At 74.6% G+C, this 19688-nt stretch carries 12 protein-coding genes; 5 read left to right on the forward strand and 7 right to left on the reverse strand.

All coding sequences use genetic code 11. The annotated features are described in order from the left end of the window. The first annotated feature begins 49 nt into the window (after positions 1-49). A complete protein-coding gene (locus tag ACG83_RS06680) occupies positions 50-1609 on the forward strand; it encodes an AarF/ABC1/UbiB kinase family protein (RefSeq protein ID WP_054565151.1) in 1560 nt (519 codons plus the stop codon). A 75-nt stretch (positions 1610-1684) separates the two neighbouring features. Here the strand turns inward: ACG83_RS06680 and ACG83_RS06685 are convergent, their stop codons facing one another. Further along, positions 1685-1978 carry a WhiB family transcriptional regulator gene (locus ACG83_RS06685; protein ID WP_035954849.1) on the reverse strand — a complete coding sequence of 98 codons (294 nt, stop codon included), beginning with the start codon at positions 1976-1978 and terminating at the stop codon, positions 1685-1687. 690 nt (positions 1979-2668) lie between these two features. Then, positions 2669-4939 carry an ATP-dependent DNA helicase UvrD2 gene (locus ACG83_RS06690; RefSeq protein ID WP_054565152.1) on the reverse strand — a complete coding sequence of 757 codons (2271 nt, stop codon included), beginning with the start codon at positions 4937-4939 and terminating at the stop codon, positions 2669-2671. Positions 4940-5266: 327 nt separating this feature from the next. Between ACG83_RS06690 and ACG83_RS06695 the strand changes: the two genes are divergently transcribed. Together ACG83_RS06695 and ACG83_RS46505 are read left to right on the forward strand one after the other, a co-directional pair. Continuing rightward, positions 5267-5506, forward strand: a complete 240-nt coding sequence (locus ACG83_RS06695; RefSeq protein ID WP_006544268.1) for a mycoredoxin — start codon at positions 5267-5269, stop codon at positions 5504-5506. 113 nt (positions 5507-5619) lie between these two features. Continuing rightward, positions 5620-7107 (forward strand): ANTAR domain-containing protein, encoded by a 1488-nt coding sequence (locus tag ACG83_RS46505; RefSeq protein WP_054565153.1) that lies wholly within the window; start codon positions 5620-5622, stop codon positions 7105-7107. Between the two features lie 24 nt (positions 7108-7131). Here the strand turns inward: ACG83_RS46505 and ACG83_RS06705 are convergent, their stop codons facing one another. The 3 genes from ACG83_RS06705 to ACG83_RS06715 all read right to left on the reverse strand — a co-directional run bounded on the left by ACG83_RS06705 (position 7132) and on the right by ACG83_RS06715 (position 10422). Continuing rightward, the gene (locus tag ACG83_RS06705) at positions 7132-8547 is read right to left on the reverse strand and encodes a pitrilysin family protein (RefSeq protein ID WP_054565154.1); all 1416 of its coding nucleotides are present in this window, start codon (positions 8545-8547) and stop codon (positions 7132-7134) included. Between the two features lie 20 nt (positions 8548-8567). After that, positions 8568-9866 (reverse strand): pitrilysin family protein, encoded by a 1299-nt coding sequence (locus ACG83_RS06710; RefSeq protein WP_054565155.1) that lies wholly within the window; start codon positions 9864-9866, stop codon positions 8568-8570. A gap of 292 nt (positions 9867-10158) precedes the next feature. Further along, positions 10159-10422: a hypothetical protein gene (locus tag ACG83_RS06715; RefSeq protein WP_054565156.1), complete on the reverse strand. Its 264-nt coding sequence runs from the start codon at positions 10420-10422 to the stop codon at positions 10159-10161. A gap of 161 nt (positions 10423-10583) precedes the next feature. Between ACG83_RS06715 and ACG83_RS06720 the strand changes: the two genes are divergently transcribed. Both ACG83_RS06720 and ACG83_RS06725 read left to right on the forward strand, forming a co-directional pair. Beyond that, complete coding sequence (locus tag ACG83_RS06720; protein ID WP_054565157.1) at positions 10584-11831, forward strand: CdaR family transcriptional regulator; 1248 nt, start codon at positions 10584-10586, stop codon at positions 11829-11831. A 57-nt stretch (positions 11832-11888) separates the two neighbouring features. Further along, the gene (locus ACG83_RS06725; protein WP_054565476.1) at positions 11889-12668 is read left to right on the forward strand and encodes an endonuclease/exonuclease/phosphatase family protein; all 780 of its coding nucleotides are present in this window, start codon (positions 11889-11891) and stop codon (positions 12666-12668) included. 10 nt (positions 12669-12678) lie between these two features. Here ACG83_RS06725 and ACG83_RS06730 read toward each other — a convergent pair whose 3' ends face one another. Next, positions 12679-16110, reverse strand: coding sequence for an ATP-dependent DNA helicase (locus ACG83_RS06730; RefSeq protein ID WP_063792982.1), 3432 nt, complete (start codon positions 16108-16110; stop codon positions 12679-12681). Then, the gene (locus ACG83_RS06735) at positions 16107-19646 is read right to left on the reverse strand and encodes an ATP-dependent DNA helicase (protein WP_063792983.1); all 3540 of its coding nucleotides are present in this window, start codon (positions 19644-19646) and stop codon (positions 16107-16109) included. The genes ACG83_RS06730 and ACG83_RS06735 overlap by 4 nt, the downstream gene beginning before the upstream one ends. Positions 19647-19688 lie beyond the last annotated feature (42 nt).

Raw genomic sequence — 19688 nt, forward strand, 5'->3', positions numbered from 1 at the left:
CTATCGCGAGGTTGACACAACAGCCCGCGGGAAAGGGCACGATGGAGCGGTGTCCGACATCCCGCGGCGGGCGGTCATCCGCACCGCCAAGCTCGCGACCCTCCCGATCGGCATGGCCGGCCGGGCGACCCTCGGCGTCGGAAAACGCCTGGGGGGCAGACCCGCCGAAGCTGTGGCCAGCGAGCTGCAGCAGCGTACGGCCGGGCAGATCTTCCGCGTCCTCGGGGAGCTCAAGGGCGGGGCCATGAAGCTGGGCCAGGCGCTGTCCGTCTTCGAGGCGGCGCTGCCGGAGGAGGTCGCCGGTCCCTACCGGGCGGCCCTCACCAAACTCCAGGAGGCCGCGCCGCCGCTGCCCGCGGCAACCGTGCACGGGGTCCTGAGCGCAGAGCTCGGCCCCGACTGGCGGTCGTTGTTCACCAGCTTCGACGACACACCAGCCGCCGCGGCCAGCATCGGGCAGGTGCACCGCGCGGTGTGGGCGGCGGACGGAACCGACGTCGCCGTGAAGATCCAGTATCCGGGGGCCGGGGACGCGCTGCTGTCCGATCTCAACCAGCTCGGTCGCGCCGCCCGCCTGTTCGGGGCGATCACACCGGGCCTGGACATCAAGCCACTGGTCGCCGAGCTGAAGGCACGTATCACCGAAGAGCTTGACTACCGGCTCGAAGCCGCCTGGCAGCGGGCGTTCGCGCAGGCCTACGCGGGCGATTCGGACATCGTCATCCCCCGCCCCATCGCCGGCGCCGACCGGGTTCTGGTCAGCGAATGGATCGACGGTGTGCCGCTGTCCACCGTGATCGAACGGGGCACACCCGAGGAACGGGACCGGGCCGGGCTGTTGCTCGTGCGTTTTCTCTACTCGTGTCCCGGCCGAGCCGGGCTGCTCCACGCCGACCCACACCCGGGGAACTTCCGGTTGCTTCCCGACGGGCGCCTGGGAGTCCTCGACTTCGGAGCGGTCAACCGCCTGCCCGACGGGCTGCCCGAGCCCATCGGCCGACTGGCCCGGATGGCCCTCGCCGGCAATGCGGAGGCCGTCGCCGAAGGGCTGCTCGTCGAGGGTTTCATCCCGGCCAGTGCCAGCATTCCCGCCGACGACCTGCTGGGCTATCTGGCCCCCATGCTCGCCCCGATCGCGGCGGAGGAGTTCACCTTCTCCCGGGAATGGCTGCGTGGTGAGGCCCTGCGGCTCGGGGACTGGCGGTCTTCGGCAGCCCAGCTCGGCCGCCAGCTCAACCTGCCGCCGCCCTATCTGCTGATCCACCGGGTCACCCTCGGTGCAATCGGCATTCTTTGCCAGCTCGGCAGCACCGGTCCGTTCCGGGCCGAGATGGAGCGCTGGCAGCCGGGCTTCGCACCGCCGCGCACCGCGGCGGCCCGGCACGCCGCGGCTGCCAACCGTCCAGGTCGCCGCCTGCCCAGGCTCGACGTCGAGGACGAGGCGGGTGTCATCCGGGCCCGGCCCGGCCCGGTCGTGCTCGCCCCGGCACAGCGTGGAAGCCGCTCGCGGAGCCGGATCCGCCCACCCGAGCAGGCCGGGTCCGTCGAGCCGAGCCGGCCCCCGCGGCAGCGCCGACCGGCCCGTGAGCCCCAGGCCAACCGCGACTGATCGACACCGACCAGGCCATCAGCACGAAGCGCCCCAAGGTCACTATGTAGCCGTAGCCGCAAGGCCCTTGCTCGGTCAGGCCGCGACGTTCTTGCGCGGCCTCCCCCGAGGACGCTTGCGCGGGACCACGCGGCCGGTCACGACGAGTTCGCCGCCCCAGACACCCCACGGTTCCGCCCGGTCGATCGCGGCGGACAGGCAGGCATGGCGCACGGGGCAGTCCACGCAGACGGACTTGGCGGACTCGACGTCCGCCGGGGATTCGGCGAAGAAAAGCTCGGGGTCCACGTCCCAGCAGGGCAGGACGAGACGCTCCCGCTCGATCCGGGAATCGATCGAGGGGTCGAACACCGGGGTCACCTCCGACATTGGCGGTTCAGTTCCGATCGGTTGCTCGGTCTTGCGTCCATCGACGACGGTCAGGATCAGACCTCCGGAGTGGTAGCTGGCACGCGATTCGACCGGGAGAAACAGAAAGGCCGCGGATCCTGTCGGATCCGCGGCCTCGGAAGTCACTCCGGTTCGGCGCTAGGCCGGGAGTGGATCCGGGACAGGGCCCGACTGATCGAGAAAACGCGTGGCGGCTGTGCCGGCCTGACGTGCTGCTGCGGCGGCGGCTTGATGATCCGAACGACCATTCGTGACGACGGCACCCGTCAGGGCACCCTGAGCCGAGACACGGCTCACCACGAAATCGCCGCCGAGGACACCGCGACCGGCGCAGCGGGAGCCTTTCGGCTCCCGGGCACCGGGCCACGTGACCGTGTCAGCAAGCCGGGCAGCAGGCGTATAGAGGACGCCGGCGATGGGCGGTCGCATACGCGTGCGCACGGAAGCCATGATGATCATTCTCATCGTGACCTCCTTCGCGACTCCGCCGAACCCGACCGGACCGGCTCCTACCCGCAGCGCACTGATCGCGCTCCGGTGTTCACGGACAACGGTAGGAGCAGTCACCGGCGCTGACAACCTATTTTTGGAGTGATCTCACAGACTCGTTCTGCCACAGCAAGGATCGAAGCCACCCCGGCGTGTCACCGTTGGCACCGGTATCAGCACTCAGTGCCGCGATTCACGTGACGCGGTGTCGGCGACCAGCGCGAGGACGTCCTCGCCGTACCGGTCGAGCTTGCTCTGCCCGATGCCGGGCAGCGCCACGAGATCCGCGGCGGTCGCGGGGCGACGCTGGGCGATCAGCCGCAGTGTCGCGTCGGTCAGCACGACGAAGGCAGGCGCTCCCTGCTCCTTCGCCCGCCGCGCCCGCCACGCGCACAACCGCTCGAACAGCTCCGCGTCCACCTGCCCCGGACACGTCTCGCAGCGTCCGATCCGGGCCCGCGCACCGGCCAGCGACCGCCCGCAGACATGGCACTGCACACTCTGCCGACCGCGCGGGCGCCCGGTGCCGCCGCCGACGGACTCCCCGCCCCGCCGCTCCCCCGCGGCCGCGGATCCGTGTCCGGCCCCGCGGCCGGAGCCGGATCCGGCCGCATCACCGGACGCGCGGGTCGCCGCCGTCCGGGAGGAGCCCCGGGTGCCGCCCGCGGTGGCCGCCGCCCGGCGCAGGTCGTCCAGGAACCGTGACGGCCGCCGGGAGCGGCGGGCCCCCTCGGCCCGCGCCAGCGACCACGACAGGGCCAGGTGGACCCGCGCCCGGGTGATGCCCACGTAGAGCAGCCGGCGTTCCTCCGCGATCTGCTCGTCGGACTGCGCGTGCACGATGGGCAGCGTTCCCTCGACCAGGCCGACGAGGAACACCGCGTCCCATTCGAGCCCCTTGGCGGCGTGCAGGGAGGCGAGCGTGACGCCCTGCACCGTCGGGGTGTGCTGGTGTGCGGCGCGTTCGGCCAGGTCCGCGACGAACGCCTCCAGATCGGCGTCGGGGCGGGCGGCCTCAAGGTCGACGGCGAGCCGGTGCAGTGCCGCCAGGTTCTCCCACCGCTCGCGGTCCGCGCCACGCCCCGCGGGAGCGGCGCCCGGCTGCCAGCCCAACGCCCCCAGCCCGTCGGCGACCGCGTCACCGAGCCCGCCGGGGCGGTCCGGCTCCGCCGAACGGACCGCCGCGCGCAGCATCCGCACGGCCGCGGTGACCTCGGGCCGCTCGAAGAACTTCTCACCGCCGCGCAGCAGGTAGGGGATGTCGGCCCGCGCCAGCGCCGTCTCGTACGCCTCGGACTGCGCGTTGATCCGATAGAGCACCGCGATGTCGCTGGCCGCCACACCCGTGGCCAGCAGCCCGCGGATACGCCTGGCGACGCCCGTCGCCTCCTCGGGCTCGCTGTCGGCCTCCAGCCAGGTGGGCGCCGGGCCCGCCGGGCGCATGGCGACGAGCCGCCCCCGGGGCCCGGCCGGCGCCGCAGCCGATCCGGCCAACCCGGTCGACGCCGCCGACCCGGCTGACGCCGCCGACCCGGCTGACGCGGCTGCCGGAGGAGCACCGTCCAGCAGGCCGTTCGCCAGCGCCACCACCTGCGGGGTGGAGCGGTAGTCCCGGACCAGCCGCACGACCGTGGCGGTCGGGAAACGCCGCGGGAAATCCAGCAGGTGGCGCGCGCTGGCCCCGGTGAACGAGTAGATGGTCTGGTGCTCGTCGCCGACGACGCACAGGCTGTCGCGATCGCCCAGCCAGGCATCGAGAACCCGCTGCTGGAGCGGGTTGACGTCCTGGTACTCGTCCACGACGAAGTGGCGGTAGCGGGAGCGCAGCTCGGCCGCGACCCAGCTGTGCTCCTCGATCACGGCCGCGGTCAGCAGCAGGAGGTCGTCGAAGTCGAGGACACCGGCCTCGCCTTTGACGTCCTCGTAGGCCTCGTAGAGGCGGGCCACGACGTCGGGCGCGTACGAGCCCTCCCGCCCGTGCTCGGCGGCGGCGTGGACGTAGTCGGCGGGCGCGATCATCATCGACTTCGCCCATTCGACCTCGGCGGCCAGATCGCGCAGCTCGGCGCGGTCCGGGCGCAGCCGGGCCCGGTTCGCCGCGCGGACGAGCAGCGGAACGCGGCTCTTCTCCAGCCTCGGCAGTGCCACCCCGGCGACCTTCGGCCAGAAGTAGCTCAGGTGCCGCAGCGCGGCCGCGTGGAAGGTGCGGGCCTGGACGCCGTCGGCTCCCATCAGCCGCAGCCGCCCGCGCAGCTCGGCCGCGGCCCGGTTCGTGAAGGTCACCGCGAGGATCTGCCCCGCGCCGACCTCCCGCTGCGTCACCAGGTGCGCGATCCGGTGTGTGATGGTCCGGGTCTTGCCCGTGCCGGCACCCGCGAGAATGCAGACCGGGCCGATCGGCGCGAGCACGGCGGCGAGCTGCTCAGGGTCGAGACCCGCGCCCGGCTCCACACCCGGGTTCGGCTCCGCACCAGCGCCGGCACCCGGTTCCGCGCCGGCACCCGGCTCCGGGCCCGCGCTCGGCTCCGCGCCCGCGCTCGGCTCCGCCTCGGTGGCCTTCTTCCCTCCGGGCCTGCGCGCAGGCGTCGGGGGGCGCGTGGGCGCTGACGCCCCGCGACGGTTCGGGCGAGTGGCTGATCCTGACATCAACCGACACGGTAGTCGCGGCTCGGCCCGACACGCCGGACCGGGAAGCAATGCCGCCACGACCGGGTTATGCGGTTGGTCGGCGATCGGACGACAAAACCTTTACCGGACGGATGCGACGGAGGCCTCGCTGTGATCACGATGTACACCACTCCCTGGTGTGGCTACTGCGTTCGACTGAAGGGCCAGCTCGACCGCGCGGGTGTGGAGTACGTGACGATCGACATCGAGCAGGACCCGACAGCCGAGCAACTCGTCCGCAATGCGAACAACGGCAACGCGACCGTGCCGACCGTGGTCTTCACCGATGGGACGGTGATGACCAACCCGTCCCTCCGCCAGGTCACCGAGAAAGTCGCTTCTGCCGCATAACGGATACGCAGGGCGACAACACTGCGGGAGTTCACGCCTTCCCGACGCGCACACGGCCGGCTCTTGGGACGGTGTCCGTCACTGCCCGTGAACTTTGTGGGAGAGTTCGGCCTGTGTCGTCAGCACCTTCAGGACTCCCGTGGAGCACGGTCGACGCCGCGCTGAGAGCCACGCACGCACTCCACCAGATGGAGCAGGCGTGCCTCATCGCGGTGTCGGGGACCCAGGCCGTCTACCTACGGGTGAGTGGGCCGATCCCCGAGCTGGTTGCCGGGCTGAGAGTTCCGCGTGCCCGGTGTCTACCTGCCCGAATGCTGGATGGGGCCGCCGCCGCGGGGTCCCGGGCCGACCAGGACCCGGCCCTGGCCGACACCGTCGAGGTGGAGCGGTTCGGCGTCCACAGCCACGTCTCGATGCCTCTCGTCGGGCCGGACGGCGCGGTGCTCGGCATCATCACCGGTCTCGACCGGTCATCGATCGCCATCTCGCCGGAATCACTCGGAGTACTGCGGGCAATCGCGGACAGTCTGGGAGCGTCAGACGCGCTACGGGACCAACTGACCCGCGAGGCCCGCTTCGAGGTTGCTGCCAGTAACGGCTCCGAGGGTGCCCAGCCCAGCGTGAGTGCCCAGCCCGGCACAAGCGCCGTGCCTGCGGCTGTCACCGCGCCCGGAAACGGCGAAGCGTCCGGAACGGGCGACACACGAGGAACCGGCGATGTTCCCGGAGGCGGCCAGCCGCCGACGGCACCCGGCGAGGCCGGGCCCGGGCAGGGCGCCCAGCCAGGCCCCGGTACGGGCCGGGACGGACCACATCCCGGGCACCCTGAGCCGTCGCCGGAATCAGCGGCGGGCAACGGGCCCCGGGTGACCCCCGAGGTTCTCGCCCGCGCCCCGCGCCCCGGCCCCGCCGCCCGGCCGGGCGCCCCGCGACCCGCGCCGCCGAAGTCGGGGCCGCCACGCCCGGGCGTGGCTCGCGGCCCGGGCGGAACGGCCGGCCCGGGCAGCAGGACTGGATCCGGCGCCTCGGACATGCGGCTGCGGCGGGCATCGGCCGGCTGGATCGTGGAAGGCCCGGGACCCGAGGTCCGGCCAGTAGGCGATCTCGTCTCCGCGATGGTCCTGGCCGACCTGCTCGCCGAGGATCTCAGCCCGCCGGGCCGGCCCCGACGGGCCGACCGCGATCTCAGCGAGACCGAGCAGCTGCGCCTGTCAGTGATCCAGCTCGAGCACGCGCTGGCCTCCCGGGTCATCGTCGAGCAGGCGATCGGGGTGCTGGCCGAGCGCAACCACATCAAGCCCAGGGATGCCTTCGAGCGGCTGCGACGCACCGCCCGAGGCATGGGCAGACGGGTGCACGACCTGGCCCGGCAGGTGGTCGAGTCGGTGGGCGACCCGCGGATCACCCTGCCGGGCGAGCTCGGCCGCGGCGGTGCCACCGGGTCTGGTCCCGGTCCCGGGCCGACGCCCGGCAGCCCGGGCAGCCCCGGAGCCGGTCCCGCCCCTGGCTCCGGTGCCGGACCCGGCCCTGGCAGCCCGAGCGGTTCCGGTGGCGGTCCGCCCCGCCCCAGCCCGCCCCGCGCCGCGCCCAGCCGCCGCTGACCTCACCGGCCCTGCCCCCGCGGGTCAGGCGGACTCGACGACGCCAAGCTCGACGTCGCCGAGCACCCGCACCGCTTCGGTGATCTTCGACGCGTCGCCCACGAGAACGGTCACCAGCCCGGTCGGCGCCAGCAGCTCCGCCGAGACGGCCTGGACCGCCTCCGCGGTGACCTCGGTCAGCGCCTGTGGATGGTCCCGCAGGTACTCCACGCCGACGCCCGCACCCGACAGCCCGGACAGCGTCCCGGCGAGCCCGGCCGCGGTGGCGCCCGACAGCGCGAGCGTGCCGATGAGGTACTGACGGGCGGCGTCCAGCTCCTCCGCGGTGGGTGGCAGCAGCGCCATCCGGCCGAGCTCGTAGTAGATCTCCAGCAGCGCCGGCCCGGTCACGTCGGTGGAGACCTCCGCGCCGACGGTGAACCGGGAGCCCGCCTGGTAGTGCTCGACCGAGCTGCGCGGCGAGTAGGTGTACCCCTTGTCCTCACGGATGTTGGAGACGAGCCGCGAGCTGAAGTAGCCACCGAAGATCGTGCTGGCGAGCCGCAGCGCCGGATGCGCCTGCGCGGCGCGGTTCAGCGCCCGCCCGCCAAGCCGGATGTTCGTCTGCACCGCACCCGGCCGGTCGACGATCACGATTCGGCCCGGCGTCGGCACCGGCGCGGGCGGGTGCCCCGCGGCGGCGGTGCCCTGCCACGCTCCGAGGGTCGCCTCGACGGCGTCCAGCGCCTGCTGGGGATCGACGTCCCCCACGATGGTGAGGATCGCGCCGCCGGGGCAGACCCCGGTGGCGTGCAGGGACCGCACGCGCTCGACACCGACCTCGGCGAGCCGCGCCGGCGGGTTGATGGCGCTGCCGTAGACGTGGTCGCCGAACATCCGGCGCAGCAGCGCCTCGCGAGCGATCACCGACGGCTGGCTGAACGCGGTCGTCGTCTCCTCGACGACCCGCTCACGCTCGCCGTCGAACTCGTCCTCCGGGTAGCTCGCCGAGGTCAGGACGTCGGCGATCAGCGCGAGCAGCGGCTCCAGGCTGGTGGCGAGCGCGGAGCTGACGATGGCCAGCCGGTCGGCGTCGACACCGGCCCGCAGCGAGCCGCCCAGGGCCTGCACCGCCGTCGCCAGCCCGACCCGGTCGTACCGGCCCGAACCGGTGAGGATGGTCTCCGCCAGCAGCTCGGCCTCGGCCTGGTAGGCCGCGCCCGCGCCGGCGAACGGAATCCGCAGCCGCAGCTCCACCAGCGGGACGCTCGCCCGGGCGACCACGTCGACCCGCAGGCCGTTGGCCAGGGTGCGCCCGACGACGGCCGGCAGCTCGTTCTGCACGGTGGGCGCGACCGCGGGGATCACCGAGCCGGCAGCGGATCCGGCGGCGCTCTCGCCGGTCACGGCCTCGCCGGTCTGGGGCTGGTCGTCCGTCCCGGTCTGGGCGGTCGTTGTCACCGTGCCTCCTTGTGCCGCGCTCACGCGGCGCCTGCCCGCAGCTCCAGCACCGCGCGGCCCTGCGCCCGCAGCGCGCCGGCGGCGGCCGCGACAGCCTCGCCGGTGACCTCCGCGAGCAGCCCGGGCAGCTCGTTGAGCAGTTCGGGACGACCGCGGTGCAGCTCGAAGGTGGCGATCTTCAGGGCGCGACCGAGCGCGTCGTCGGACTCCCGCAAGATGCCGGCGGCGACCTGGGCCCGCACCCGCTCGAGCTCGCCGGGCTCAAGCCCGTTCTCGGCGATGCGGTCGAGCTCCTCGTCGACGGCGGCGAGCACCCCGTCGGCGCTGGAGTCGCCGGCGTGGCGGGCCTCCAGCGTGAGCAGCAGCGGGTCCCGCTGGTCGAACGGGTCCCCGAAGGTACCGACGTAGGTGCTGATCGCCGTCACCGAACGGTCCTTCTGGACGAGCCGCCGTTCCAGCCGGCTCGCGTCGCCCGTCGTGAGCACGTCGGTCAGCAGGTGGGTCGCGAGGAACGCCGGCAGGTCCTGGTCGGGATCGGGCACCCGGTAGCCGACCGCGAGCGCCGGCCGAGGCGCCAGCCGGTCGGTGAGCACCTCGCGGCGCTCCTCGGCCCGCACGGGCTCGGCGAAGCTGCGCCGCGGCGGCACCGCCCGGGCCGGGATCACCCCGAAGTACCGCTCGACGAGCTCCAGGGCCCGGTCGGGGTCGAACTCGCCGACGATGGTCAGGATCGCGTTGCCCGGCGCGTAGAACTTCTCCCAGAAGTCCGCGGCGTCGTCGAGGCTCGCGGCCTCCAGCTCCGAGAAGTCGCCGTACCCGTTGTGGGCGTTGGGGAAGGTGTCGAACGCGACCGGGGGAAGCGTGATCCAGGGGAACCCGCCGTAGGGCCGGTTCAGCACGTTGACCCGGATCTCCTCCTGGACCACGGCGATCTGGTTGTCCAGGTTCTCCCGGGTGATCCTCGGCGCGCGCATCCGGTCCGCCTCGAGGAACAGCGCCCGCTCCAACGCGCCCGAGGGCAGCAGCTCGAAGTAGTCCGTGTGGTCGGGGTGCGTCGAGCCGTTGAAGATGCCCCCGGCGGCCTGCACGTACTTGGGATGCTCAGCCTTGCCCACGTGCTCGCTGCCCTGGAACATCAGGTGCTCGAACAGGTGGGCGAACCCGGTGCGGCCCTCCGGCTCCGAGCGGAAGCCGACGTCGTAGTGGACCGCGACGGCCACCACGGGGGCGGTGCGGTCCGGGGCGAGCAGGACCCGCAGCCCGTTGGCGAGCGTCACCCGCCGCAACGGGTAGGAGGGGGACGGCAGGGCGGCCCTCACCGCGCTGGGCGGGGGCGGACCGGCGGTCGAAGGCGAGGACACATCGCCACGCTACTGCCCGCGCCGGTTGGGCGGCCACGTTCGGCAGCATCACCTCAGCCGCACCGTCCCCGGGCGGAGACGAGAAGACTACGAAAGGACGATTCGCGGCAGGTACGGGACGACCACGCCGTGGCATGGCCACGCCGTGACATCGCCAGGCTGTGCCATCGCCGTGCTGTGACGTCGCCGTGCTGTGACGTCGCTGCTCCGTGGCACGGCCGCTCACCCGGCTGCCCACCCGGCCGCGCCGTCAGCGCGGGTGCCGGGCCCCTGCCGCCGAGACCAGGAAGACGAGCAGCGCGGCGATGGCCACCTGCAGCACCAGTGTGAGCAGCCAGCCCGCGTCGACACCGGAGGCGACCACCAGGCCCAGCGCGGCGCCGAGCAGGCCGATGAGCACCGTCATCAGGCAGCCGATCGGCGCCCGGCGGCGCGCCGGGACCACGAGCCGGCCGAGCAGGCCGATCACACAGCCAGTGATCAGTGCACTGATGATGCCGGTCGGTGTCTCCACGACGTCATTCTCGCTCCCGCGACGCGCCCGCCACACCCCGCCGCCGCCCCTTACACCACCCCCGTGCCGACCGACCCTCCCCACAGGCCGGACGTCCCGGCAGGCGGGCTTCCCGGCGGGCCGGCCAGCCGGGGCCGCGGGACGCAGGCGAGACTGTCCGAGTGGGAAAGTTTCCGCCCGGGCTGAGTGAATCCCTCGCCCATGGGCTGGAACAGCTGGGCGAGGAGATCATCGCGGCGATCGCAGCCGAGGTCCCCGCCTACGCCCGTCCGCTGGAAGGCTCGTTCGGGCGGGGCGTGCGCCGCGGCGTCGAGGAGGCCCTCGCCCGGTTCCTCGCGCTCGTCGAGGCCGGGCCGGGCGCCGCCGGTGACCTGGCCACCAGCCGGGACGTCTACGTCCGGCTGGGGCGCGGCGAGGTGCGCGCCGGGCGTTCCCTGGACAACCTGCTCAGCGCCTATCGGGTCGGTGCCCGGATCTCCTGGCGCCGGCTCGGGGAGGCCGCCCGCCACGCCGGCCTCGACGCCGGCGGCCTCGTGGCGCTCGCCGAGATGATGTTCGCCTACATCGACGGGATCTCGGCCGCGTCCGCGGACGGCTACGCGCTCGCCCAGTTCGAGGTCGCCGGCGAGCGCGAGCGCCTGTGGGACCGGCTGGGCGAGATGCTGCTCTCCGGCACGGACGCGGCGACCATCGAGCACGCCGCCAGCACCGGCGCGGTCCGGCTGCCCGAGCGGATGGCGGCCGTCCTGGTTCCCGAGGGGCCCGACGAGCAGCTGCCCTCACGACTGTCCACCGGCTGCCCGCGGACCAGCCACGGGTCCGACTTCTGGCTGTTCCTGGGAGACGCCCAGGAACCGTCCCGGCGGCTGTGGCTGGCCGAGCGGCTCGCCGGGGCCGGGGCGGTGGTCGGACCGTGCGTCGCCTGGCAGCAGATCACGACCAGCGTGGAGCGGGCCAGCTTCGCCCGGGCGGCACTGCTCGCCGGGCGGCTGCCCGCCGCGGCCGGGCCGGAGCCGCTGTTCACCGACGACCACCTCGCCGACCTGGTGCTGGCCCGCGACCCGGGCCTGCTCGATGATCTGGCCCGGCGCCGACTCGGGCCACTCGCCGCGCTCCCCGAACGCACCCGCTCCCGCCTCGCGGAGACCCTCCTGTGCTGGCTGGCCCTGCACGGCCAGCGCCGGCTGGTGGCCGAACGGCTGCATATTCACCCGCAGACCGTCCGCTACCGGGTGGGACAGCTGCGGGAGCTGTTCGGTACCACCCTGGACGACCCCGAGGCACGGTTCGAGCTGGAGCTGCTCCTGCGGGCGACCATCGGGCTGCGGCCGGGCGGCCCCGCGGAGCCACCCGGCTCCGAGAACACCCCCGGCACCGGGCCCGGCCCGGGGATCAGTCCCGGTCCCTGACGGGTGTCCCGCCGGTTCGGGGCGGCTGACACCGGCGAGCGCGCTACGGTCGGTGTTGTGCGGGTCGGGTCCTTCAACGCGATGCACGGGCTGTCCCTCGCGGACGGCCGGGTGGAGGCGGAGCGCTTCACCACCGCGGTCGCGGACCTGGACTGCGACGTGCTGGGCCTGCAGGAGATGGACCTCGCACAGCCACGGTCCGGCGGCGGTGACCAGGCCGCCACCGCGGCGACGGCGCTGGGGGCCTCCGACGGCGGCTGGCGGTTCGCCCCCACCGTCTACGGAACCCCCGGGCACCGCTGGCGCCCCGCGGACGGCCGGCGTGCCGAGAACGAGCCCGCCTACGGCATCGCGCTGGTCAGCCGCCTGCCGGTGCGCCGCTGGTGGGTGGTTCCGCTGGGCCGGTCGCCGGTCCGCTCCCCGGTCCTGGTTCCGGGGACGTCCCGGCGGGTGCGGATGATCCTGCTCGACGACGAGCCACGGGTGGCGCTGGCCGCCGTCGTCGAGACCGCGAGCGGACCGCTCACCGTGGTGACCACCCATCTCTCCTTCGCGCCGGGCTGGAACGCCTGGCAGCTGCGCAGGCTGGTCGGGCGGCTGCGCGAGGTCGACGGACCCGTCCTGATGCTCGGTGACCTGAACCTGCCGGGCCGGCTGCCGACCTGGTTCACCGGCTGGCGCCGCCTCGCCGCCCACCGCACCTACCCGGCGCACGCGCCCCGGGTGCAGCTCGACCACATCCTGGCCCGCGGCCCGGTCGGTACCGTCGCCGCCAGCGAGGCGCGCCGCACCGCGGTCTCCGACCACCTCGCCCTGCTGGTCGACATCCGCCGCTGACCGCGGGCCGCTACTTACCGGGCTGCCTGAGTCTGCCTGCCACGGCGGCAGCGGGCTCGGTGGCAGCGGGATTCGCCAGGATCGCGACGATCTCGTCCTCGGACAGCAGCGGCGGACGGACCACCTGCCCGGAGGCGACGTAGAAGTAGGCCGCGTCGACGTCGGGCACCGCCACCCCGCGGACCTTCGCCCAGGCGACCCGGTAGACGGCGAGCTGGACCGGATCGGCCGGCTCCGAGCCCGTCTTCCAGTCGACGACCTCCCAGCGGCCGCCGCCGAGGTCGTAGACGGCGTCGATGCGGCCGCGCACCGCCCGCCCGCCGATCATCACCTCGAACGGCTCCTCCAGGGCGAACGGGCGGCGGGAGCCGTACGGGCCCGCCAGGAACGCGTCCTGCAGCGCGGCCAGATCCGGGCCGCTCAGACGCTGGCCGGCCATCGCCTCGGCACCGGCCGCGTCCACCACGTCGTCGAGGTCGATCAGCGGCCGCTGCTCGAACAGCTCCTCCACCCAGGTGTGGAACCGGGTGCCTCGGCGGGCCTGCGGCACCGGGCGCCGCGGCAGCGGACGGGCCAGCTCACGGGCGAACTCGGCCGGATCGGCACGCAGCCGCACGATGTCGGACGCGGTCAGGCTGGTCGGCATCGCCACGTCCCGGAAGGGCGCCCGGGCCGAGCGTTCCTCGGCCAGCAGCAGCGCCGCCTCACGGTCCAGCTCGGCGAGCAGCGCCCGTTCCCGGGCGGTCATCCCGGCCAGCTCGTCGACGGGTGGCGCCTGCCCGGCACCCAGCAGGGCGAACGCCTGCTCGACAGCCGCCGCGGCCTCCCGCCGCCGCGCGTAGGCGACCGGCTCGTAGGGCATCGGCCAGCTGAACTCCGCCGGCACGGCCAGGTCGGGGTTACGGCCCGGAGCCGGTTCCGGCGCCCAGACGGCCACCTGTCCGTGGCCCGCGGCGGCGTGCTCACGCAGCTCGGTGAGGAACACCGAGGGGCCACGCCGGGTGCGTTGGGTCGGCCCCCACCAGTGCCCGCTGCCCAGCAGCACCGACTTCGCCCGGGTGAACGCGACGTAGGCCAGTCGCCGCTCCTCCCGTTCCTGGTAGGCCCGGCAGTCGTCGGTGAAGGTCGCGAGCTCCGCCTTCGAGTCGCTGACGGCATAGGTGGGCAGCTCGGCCGCATCGCCGCGCAGCGGTGTGGGCAGCACACCGGTCGACGTCGTCCACCGGTCCCGCACGGTCAGGTCGGGAAAGACCCCCCGGCTCAGGTCCGGAACGGCCACGACCTCCCATTCGAGGCCCTTCGCCCGGTGCACGGTCATCAGCGCGACCGCGTCCGCGCCGCTCGGACCGGTGATGTCCAGGCCGCGCTCGTGCTCCCTGGCCGCCCGCAGGTAGGCGAGGAAGGAGGCGAGCGAGTTCGGCCCGTCCGGGTCGTCGAAGTCGGCGGCGGCGTCGAGGAAGGCCGCCAGGTTCTCCCGCCGGCGGGCCGCGACCGCCTTCGGGCTTGCGGAGATCTCCACATCGAGCCCGATGGTGGCGATCACCCGGTGCAGCAGGTCGAGCAGCCCGTCCCCGACGTGGACGCGCAGCGCGGCCAGCTCCGCACCGAGCTCGATCACCCGCTCCCGGCCGGCCGCGGAGATCTCCGGCCCCGGATCGGTGAGGGCGTCCGCGAGCGCGACGACATCGCAGGGGTCGATGCCGGCGACCGCCTCGGCCAGCGGGTCCGCGGCCGCCGGCCCGGCCCCGGCGTCCCCGCCGGCCGCGGCAGCCGCGGCCCCGTCCCTGGCGGCGTCGGCGGACAGCAGCTGCCGCGCCCGCCGGCCGAGCGCCGCCAGGTCCCGTGGACCGAGGCGCAGCCGCGGGCCGGTGAGCAGCCGCACCAGCGCCGCGTTCGCGATCGGGGACTCCAGCACCTCCAGGACGGTGACGACGTCCGCGATCTCAGGAAGATCCAGCAGCCCGGCCAGGCCGACCACCTCGACCGGCAGCCCGGCGGTGGTCAGCGCCGTGTGCAGGGCCCGGACGTCGGACCGGGCCCGCACCAGCACCGCCATGCTGCCGGGCCGCTCCCCCGCGGCGACCAGCTCCGCCAGCCGTTCGGCGACCCACGCGACCTCCTGCGCCCAGGTCTCGTGCAGCGCCACCAGGGTGCGCCCGGCGGCGACGACGTCCGCCCGGGGCCGCAGCTCGACGACATGGTGGCGGGCCCGCAGCGGCGCGGCCACGTCGTTGGCCAGCGCAAGCAGCCGGCCGCCGCTGCGCTGGTTCACCGACAGCCGGTACCGGGCGGCCGGCGTGCCGTCGGCGCGGGGGAAGTGCTCGGGGAAGTTGTCGAGGTTCGCGACCGAGGCACCCCGCCAGCCGTAGATCGCCTGGCAGGGGTCGCCGACCGCGGTGACGGGATGCCCGGCGCCGAACAGCCCGGCCAGCATCGTCCGCTGCGCGACGGAGGTGTCCTGGTACTCGTCGAGCAGCACCACCCCGGCCCGGCCGCGTTCGGCGACCGCCACCTCCGGGTACCGACCGGCCAGCCGGGCGGCGAAGGTGACCTGGTCACCGAAGTCGAGGACGTCGCGGGCCCGCCGGGCCACCCGGTAGTCGGCGACGAGCGCGGCGAGCTCGCGCCGGCCCCGCGCGGTCGCCGCGATCCGGCGCAGTTCCTTGCGCAGCGTCTTCGTGCCCGAACGGCGGGCCGCGTCCGCCAGCGCGGCGAGGGCCTGGTCGAACAGCCTGGCGTCGAACGCCATCAGGTCGTCCGCCGCGACGAGATGCTCGCTCATCTCGCCGTCCAGCGCGACGAGGTCCGCCACCAGGGCGGAAATCGATCGGGTGAGCGCCTCGACTCGGCCGCCGTGCGTGCGCACGACCCGGGCCGCGAGCTGGTACCGCGCGGCGGCGACGAGCATCCTCGTGTCCGGTTCGAGGCCGAGCCGCAGTGCGTGCTCGCCGACCAGCCGACCGGCGTAGGCGTGGTACGTGCTGATCGTCGGCTCGTCCGCGGCGCCGGCACCGGAACCGGGTCGGTCGCCATCGCCCTCTCCCGGCTGGCCCTCGCTCTGGCCCGAGCCCGGGCCCCGGCCGGCGTCGGCAGCCCGGCGCAGCGCCAGCCGGACCCGCCCGGCCAGCTCCGCCGCCGCCTTGTTGGTGAAGGTGAGGCCGAGCACCCGCCCCGGCTCCACCTGGCGGGTGGCCACCAGCCACACCACCCGGGCGGCCATGACGGACGTCTTGCCCGAACCGGCACCGGCGATCACCACCGCGGGCTCCAGCGGCGCGGTCGCGGCGGCGAGCTGCTCGTCGGTGTACGGGACACCGAGCAGGTCACGGAGTTCCTCGGGCTCCAGCCGGGGGCCACGGGGCTCGTCGTCGCCACCGGCGCCGGCCGCCGGGCCGAAGCCGGGCAGCGCCTGCTGCGGGCCGGAGCCGGCGAGGCTGGTCAATCGATCACCTGTTCCCCCTCCGGCCGGGCCGGGCAGGATCGACGAAACGAACACATCGTGCACGCATCGCCCGGTGTCGGCCGGAACGACTCGCTGGTGACTGTCCGGACCGCGTCCTCCATCAGATCGTCGATCCACACCCGCCCGTCGGTGGGCAGCGCCTCCTGGGCCTGCACCTCGGGTGGCGCCGGCTGCTCGTCCGGCAGCCGGGGGCCGAGGCTCTCGCCACCGGCGTCACGCCGCAGATGAACCAGCTCGGCACCGCCCGGAACCGCCGGCGGGCGGGAGCCGGCCGGAGAATCCGGGTCGGACACGGAACCGGAGTCAGGTGCGGAACCGGAGTCAGGTGCGGAGCCCGTGTCAGGCACGGAGCCTGGGTCAGGCGCCGCGCGGGAACCGGCCGCGGCCTCGTCCAGGACCCGGTCCAGCGCGCCCTCGCGCACGGCGAGCTGGTAGCTGCCGAGCTGGGCATGGGTCTGCAGATCGCGCCGGCTCGGCGCCGCGCGCCCGGTCTTGAAGTCGACGACGTGCACCCGGCCGTCGTCGTCGAGCTCGACCCGGTCGATGAAGCCACGCAGCCGGACGACCCGGCCGGCGACCTCGATGTCACACGCGAAGCGCACCTCGGAGGCCACAACCTCACGCCGCCGAGCGGCGTGCCAGTCCAGGAACCGGCGCAGCGCCTCGCGCGCCGCCGACCGTTCCTGCTCAGAACGCCAGCGCGAGTCGAACTCCAGCTGGCGCCACACGAGGTCGAGCCGGGCGTCGAGGGCGTCCATCCGGGCGGGGGTGCGCCCGCTCGACACCTCGTCGGCGAGCGCGTGCACGACCTTGCCGAAGCCCTGCGCCGCCGACGCCGGCTCGGCGGCCTGCGCCTCGTGTTCGAGGAACCAGCGCAGGCCGCAGGTCGCCAGGCCGGACAGCGACGAGCCCGACAGCGCGATCGGACCGTCCGGCGCGACGACCGGCACCGACGAGCTGGTGACATCCACCAGGCCCCACCAGCGGTTCGGATGGGCCGCGGGCACCAGCGCCCGGCCGGCACCGTCGCCGGCCGCCGCGAGCGCCGCGAGCCGGACGGCGGCCGCCGAGCGCATCGCCGCCGAGGCGTCCGGGTCGACGGTCAGCCGCCGCAGCGCGGCGACCAGCCCGACCAGGGTGAGCGGCCGCACCGAGCGGGATCGCACCTTCTCCACCTGGACGCCCAGCTCGTCGAGGAACCTGCTGGGCTGCTCCCCGTCGTCGTCGGCGCCGTCCACCGCGGTGACCACGAGACGCCGCCGCGCCCGGGTGAGCGCCACGTAGAACAGCCGCCGCTCGTCGGCGAGCAGCTCGTCGCGGGTGCGGGGCGGCCGGATCCCATCTCCGCCCCGGTGTGGTGCGTCCAGCTGTTCGGCGCCGAGCAGGCTGTGCCGCTGGCGCAGATCGGGCCAGACGCCGTCCTGCACCCCGCAGACGACGACGACCTGCCATTCCAGCCCTTTGGAGCGGTGCGCGGTGAGCAGCCGGACGGTGGCCGGGCGACCGGCCCTGGTCTCGGTGTCCGGGGCGATCTGCTGGTGGGTGAGCTCGCTGACCACCGATGCCACGCCGAACCCGGGCCCGCGGCGCTCGCCGAGGCGTTCGACCGCGTCGAAGAGCGCGACGACCGCGTCGAGGTCACGGTCCGCCGACCGGCCGGCGGCCCCGCCCGCGGCGGAGGCCCGTTCCAGCCTGGGTCCCCAGCCGCTCGCCGACCAGAGGGTCCACAGCGCGTCCTCGGGGGCGCCGCCGCGGCGCAGCTCCGCCCGCACCGTCCGCAGCAGCTGCCCGAGCCGGTGGACCGGCGCCGCCAGCTCGTCCGGGACCATCAGAAGCATCCGCCGCGGATCGGCGACCGCGGCCCGCAGCAGTTCGGCGGACGAGGCGGGCGTTCCCGGCATCCGGGCCGCACCCGCGGGCTCATCCCCGTCGTCAGGCGACGGGACGTCGTCCTGGGCCGGTGCGTCGTCGCCTGATCCGTCGTCGGCTGCCGCGTCGTCGGCTGCCACGTCGTCGGCTGCCGCGTCGTCGGCTGCCGCGTCGTCGGCTGCCACGTCCTGGGCCGGTACGTCGTCCTGGGCCGGGCCGTCGGTCCGGGCCGGTGAGACCGCCGTGGCCGCGTCGAGGGCCCGCAGCTCACGGCCGAGCGCGCGCAGGCCGGCCGGGTCGGCCCCGCCCAGCGGTGAGGTGAGCAGCGCGCGCGCCGTCTCCGGGGTGAGGTGGCGGGACGGGTCGTCCGCGCACCGCAGCGCCGTCAGCAGCAGCTCGGCGGCCGGCTCCCGCGCCACGGGCAGCTCGCCACCGCCGACACTCACCGGGACCCCGGACGCCGTCAGTACCCGGCGCAGCACGCCGAGGCCCGCCGTCGAGCGGACCAGGACAGCCATGTCGGCCCAGCCGACCCCGTTCTCCAGGTGCTCGCGGCGCAGCAGGTCGGCGATGGCCTCGGCCTCGGCACCGGCCGTCGGATACGTGCGGACCGAGACCTGGCCGGGCCCCGCCACGCCGTCCGCCGGGACGAGATCCCGATGCGCGCGGACATACCGGACGGGCAGACCGGCCGACGGGAGCCGGGCCGCCACCCGCCGGCTCGCGGCGAGCGGGGCCGGGGCCATCCGGCGGCACCGGCGCAGCGCGGTGACCGGTGCCGGTGATCCGTCCCGGCTCGGGAAGCGGGCCGGGAAGTCGAGCAGGCCCCGCACCTGGGCCCCGCGGAACGCGTAGATCGCCTGGTCGGGGTCGCCGAAGACCACCAGGTCCCCGCCGCCACCGGCGACCGCGGCGAGCAGCCGCTCCTGCGCCGGGTCGGTGTCCTGGTACTCGTCGACGAAGACCGCCTGGTAGCGCTGGCGCAGGCTCGCGAGCACCGGCTGTTGCGCGGTGAGGTTGGCCGCGCTGTGCACGAGGTCGGCGTAGTCGATCGCGCCCTCGGCGCCGAGGGCGTCGAGATAGTCGCCGTAGAACTCGGCGACGGCCTTCCAGTCGGTGCGCCCGACCCGCCGGGCGATCCGGGCCAGTGCCGGCGGGTCGACGCCGATCTCCCTGGCCCGGGCCATCAGCATCCGGACCTCCTCGGCGAAACCGCGGGTGCCCAGCGCCCCGGCCAGGGCATCGGGCCAGGCCGGACGGCCGAGCTCACGGGACCCTTCGAGCAGGTCGCGCAGGCGGGCGTCCTGCTCCGGGCCGGACAGCAGCCGCGGCCCCCCGGACGCGGTGTCTGCCCCGTACACCCTCAGCAGCGCCAGGCACCAGGCGTGGAACGTCCACGCCGCCGGGCCGACGGCCCCCGCCCCGAGCCGAACGGCGAGCCGCTCGCGCAGGTGACGGGCCGCCCGCCGGCTGAACGTGAGGACCAGCAGCGACGCGGGATCAGCGCCCGCCTCAACCCGCCGGGCCACCGCCTCGACGAGCGTTGTGGTCTTTCCCGTGCCCGGCCCGGCCAGGACCAGAAGTGGGCCTCCGGCGTGTCCGACCACCTCGGCCTGCGCAGCATCCAACACGATGGGTGACACCATCGGTGCGGGCGGTGCCACCAGGCGAAACGGTCGCCGCAGCGG

This window comes from Frankia sp. R43, assembly GCF_001306465.1.
GTDB classification, from domain to species: Bacteria; Actinomycetota; Actinomycetes; order Frankiales; family Frankiaceae; genus Parafrankia; species Parafrankia irregularis.

Excerpts from the sequence above, each read along its gene's own strand:
- ACG83_RS06685 (WP_035954849.1), bottom strand. The coding sequence starts at position 1,978 with ATGTCGGAGGTGACCCCGGTGTTCGACCCCTCGATCGATTCCCGGATC.
- ACG83_RS06735 (WP_063792983.1), bottom strand. The coding sequence starts at position 19,646 with ATGGTGTCACCCATCGTGTTGGATGCTGCGCAGGCCGAGGTGGTCGGA.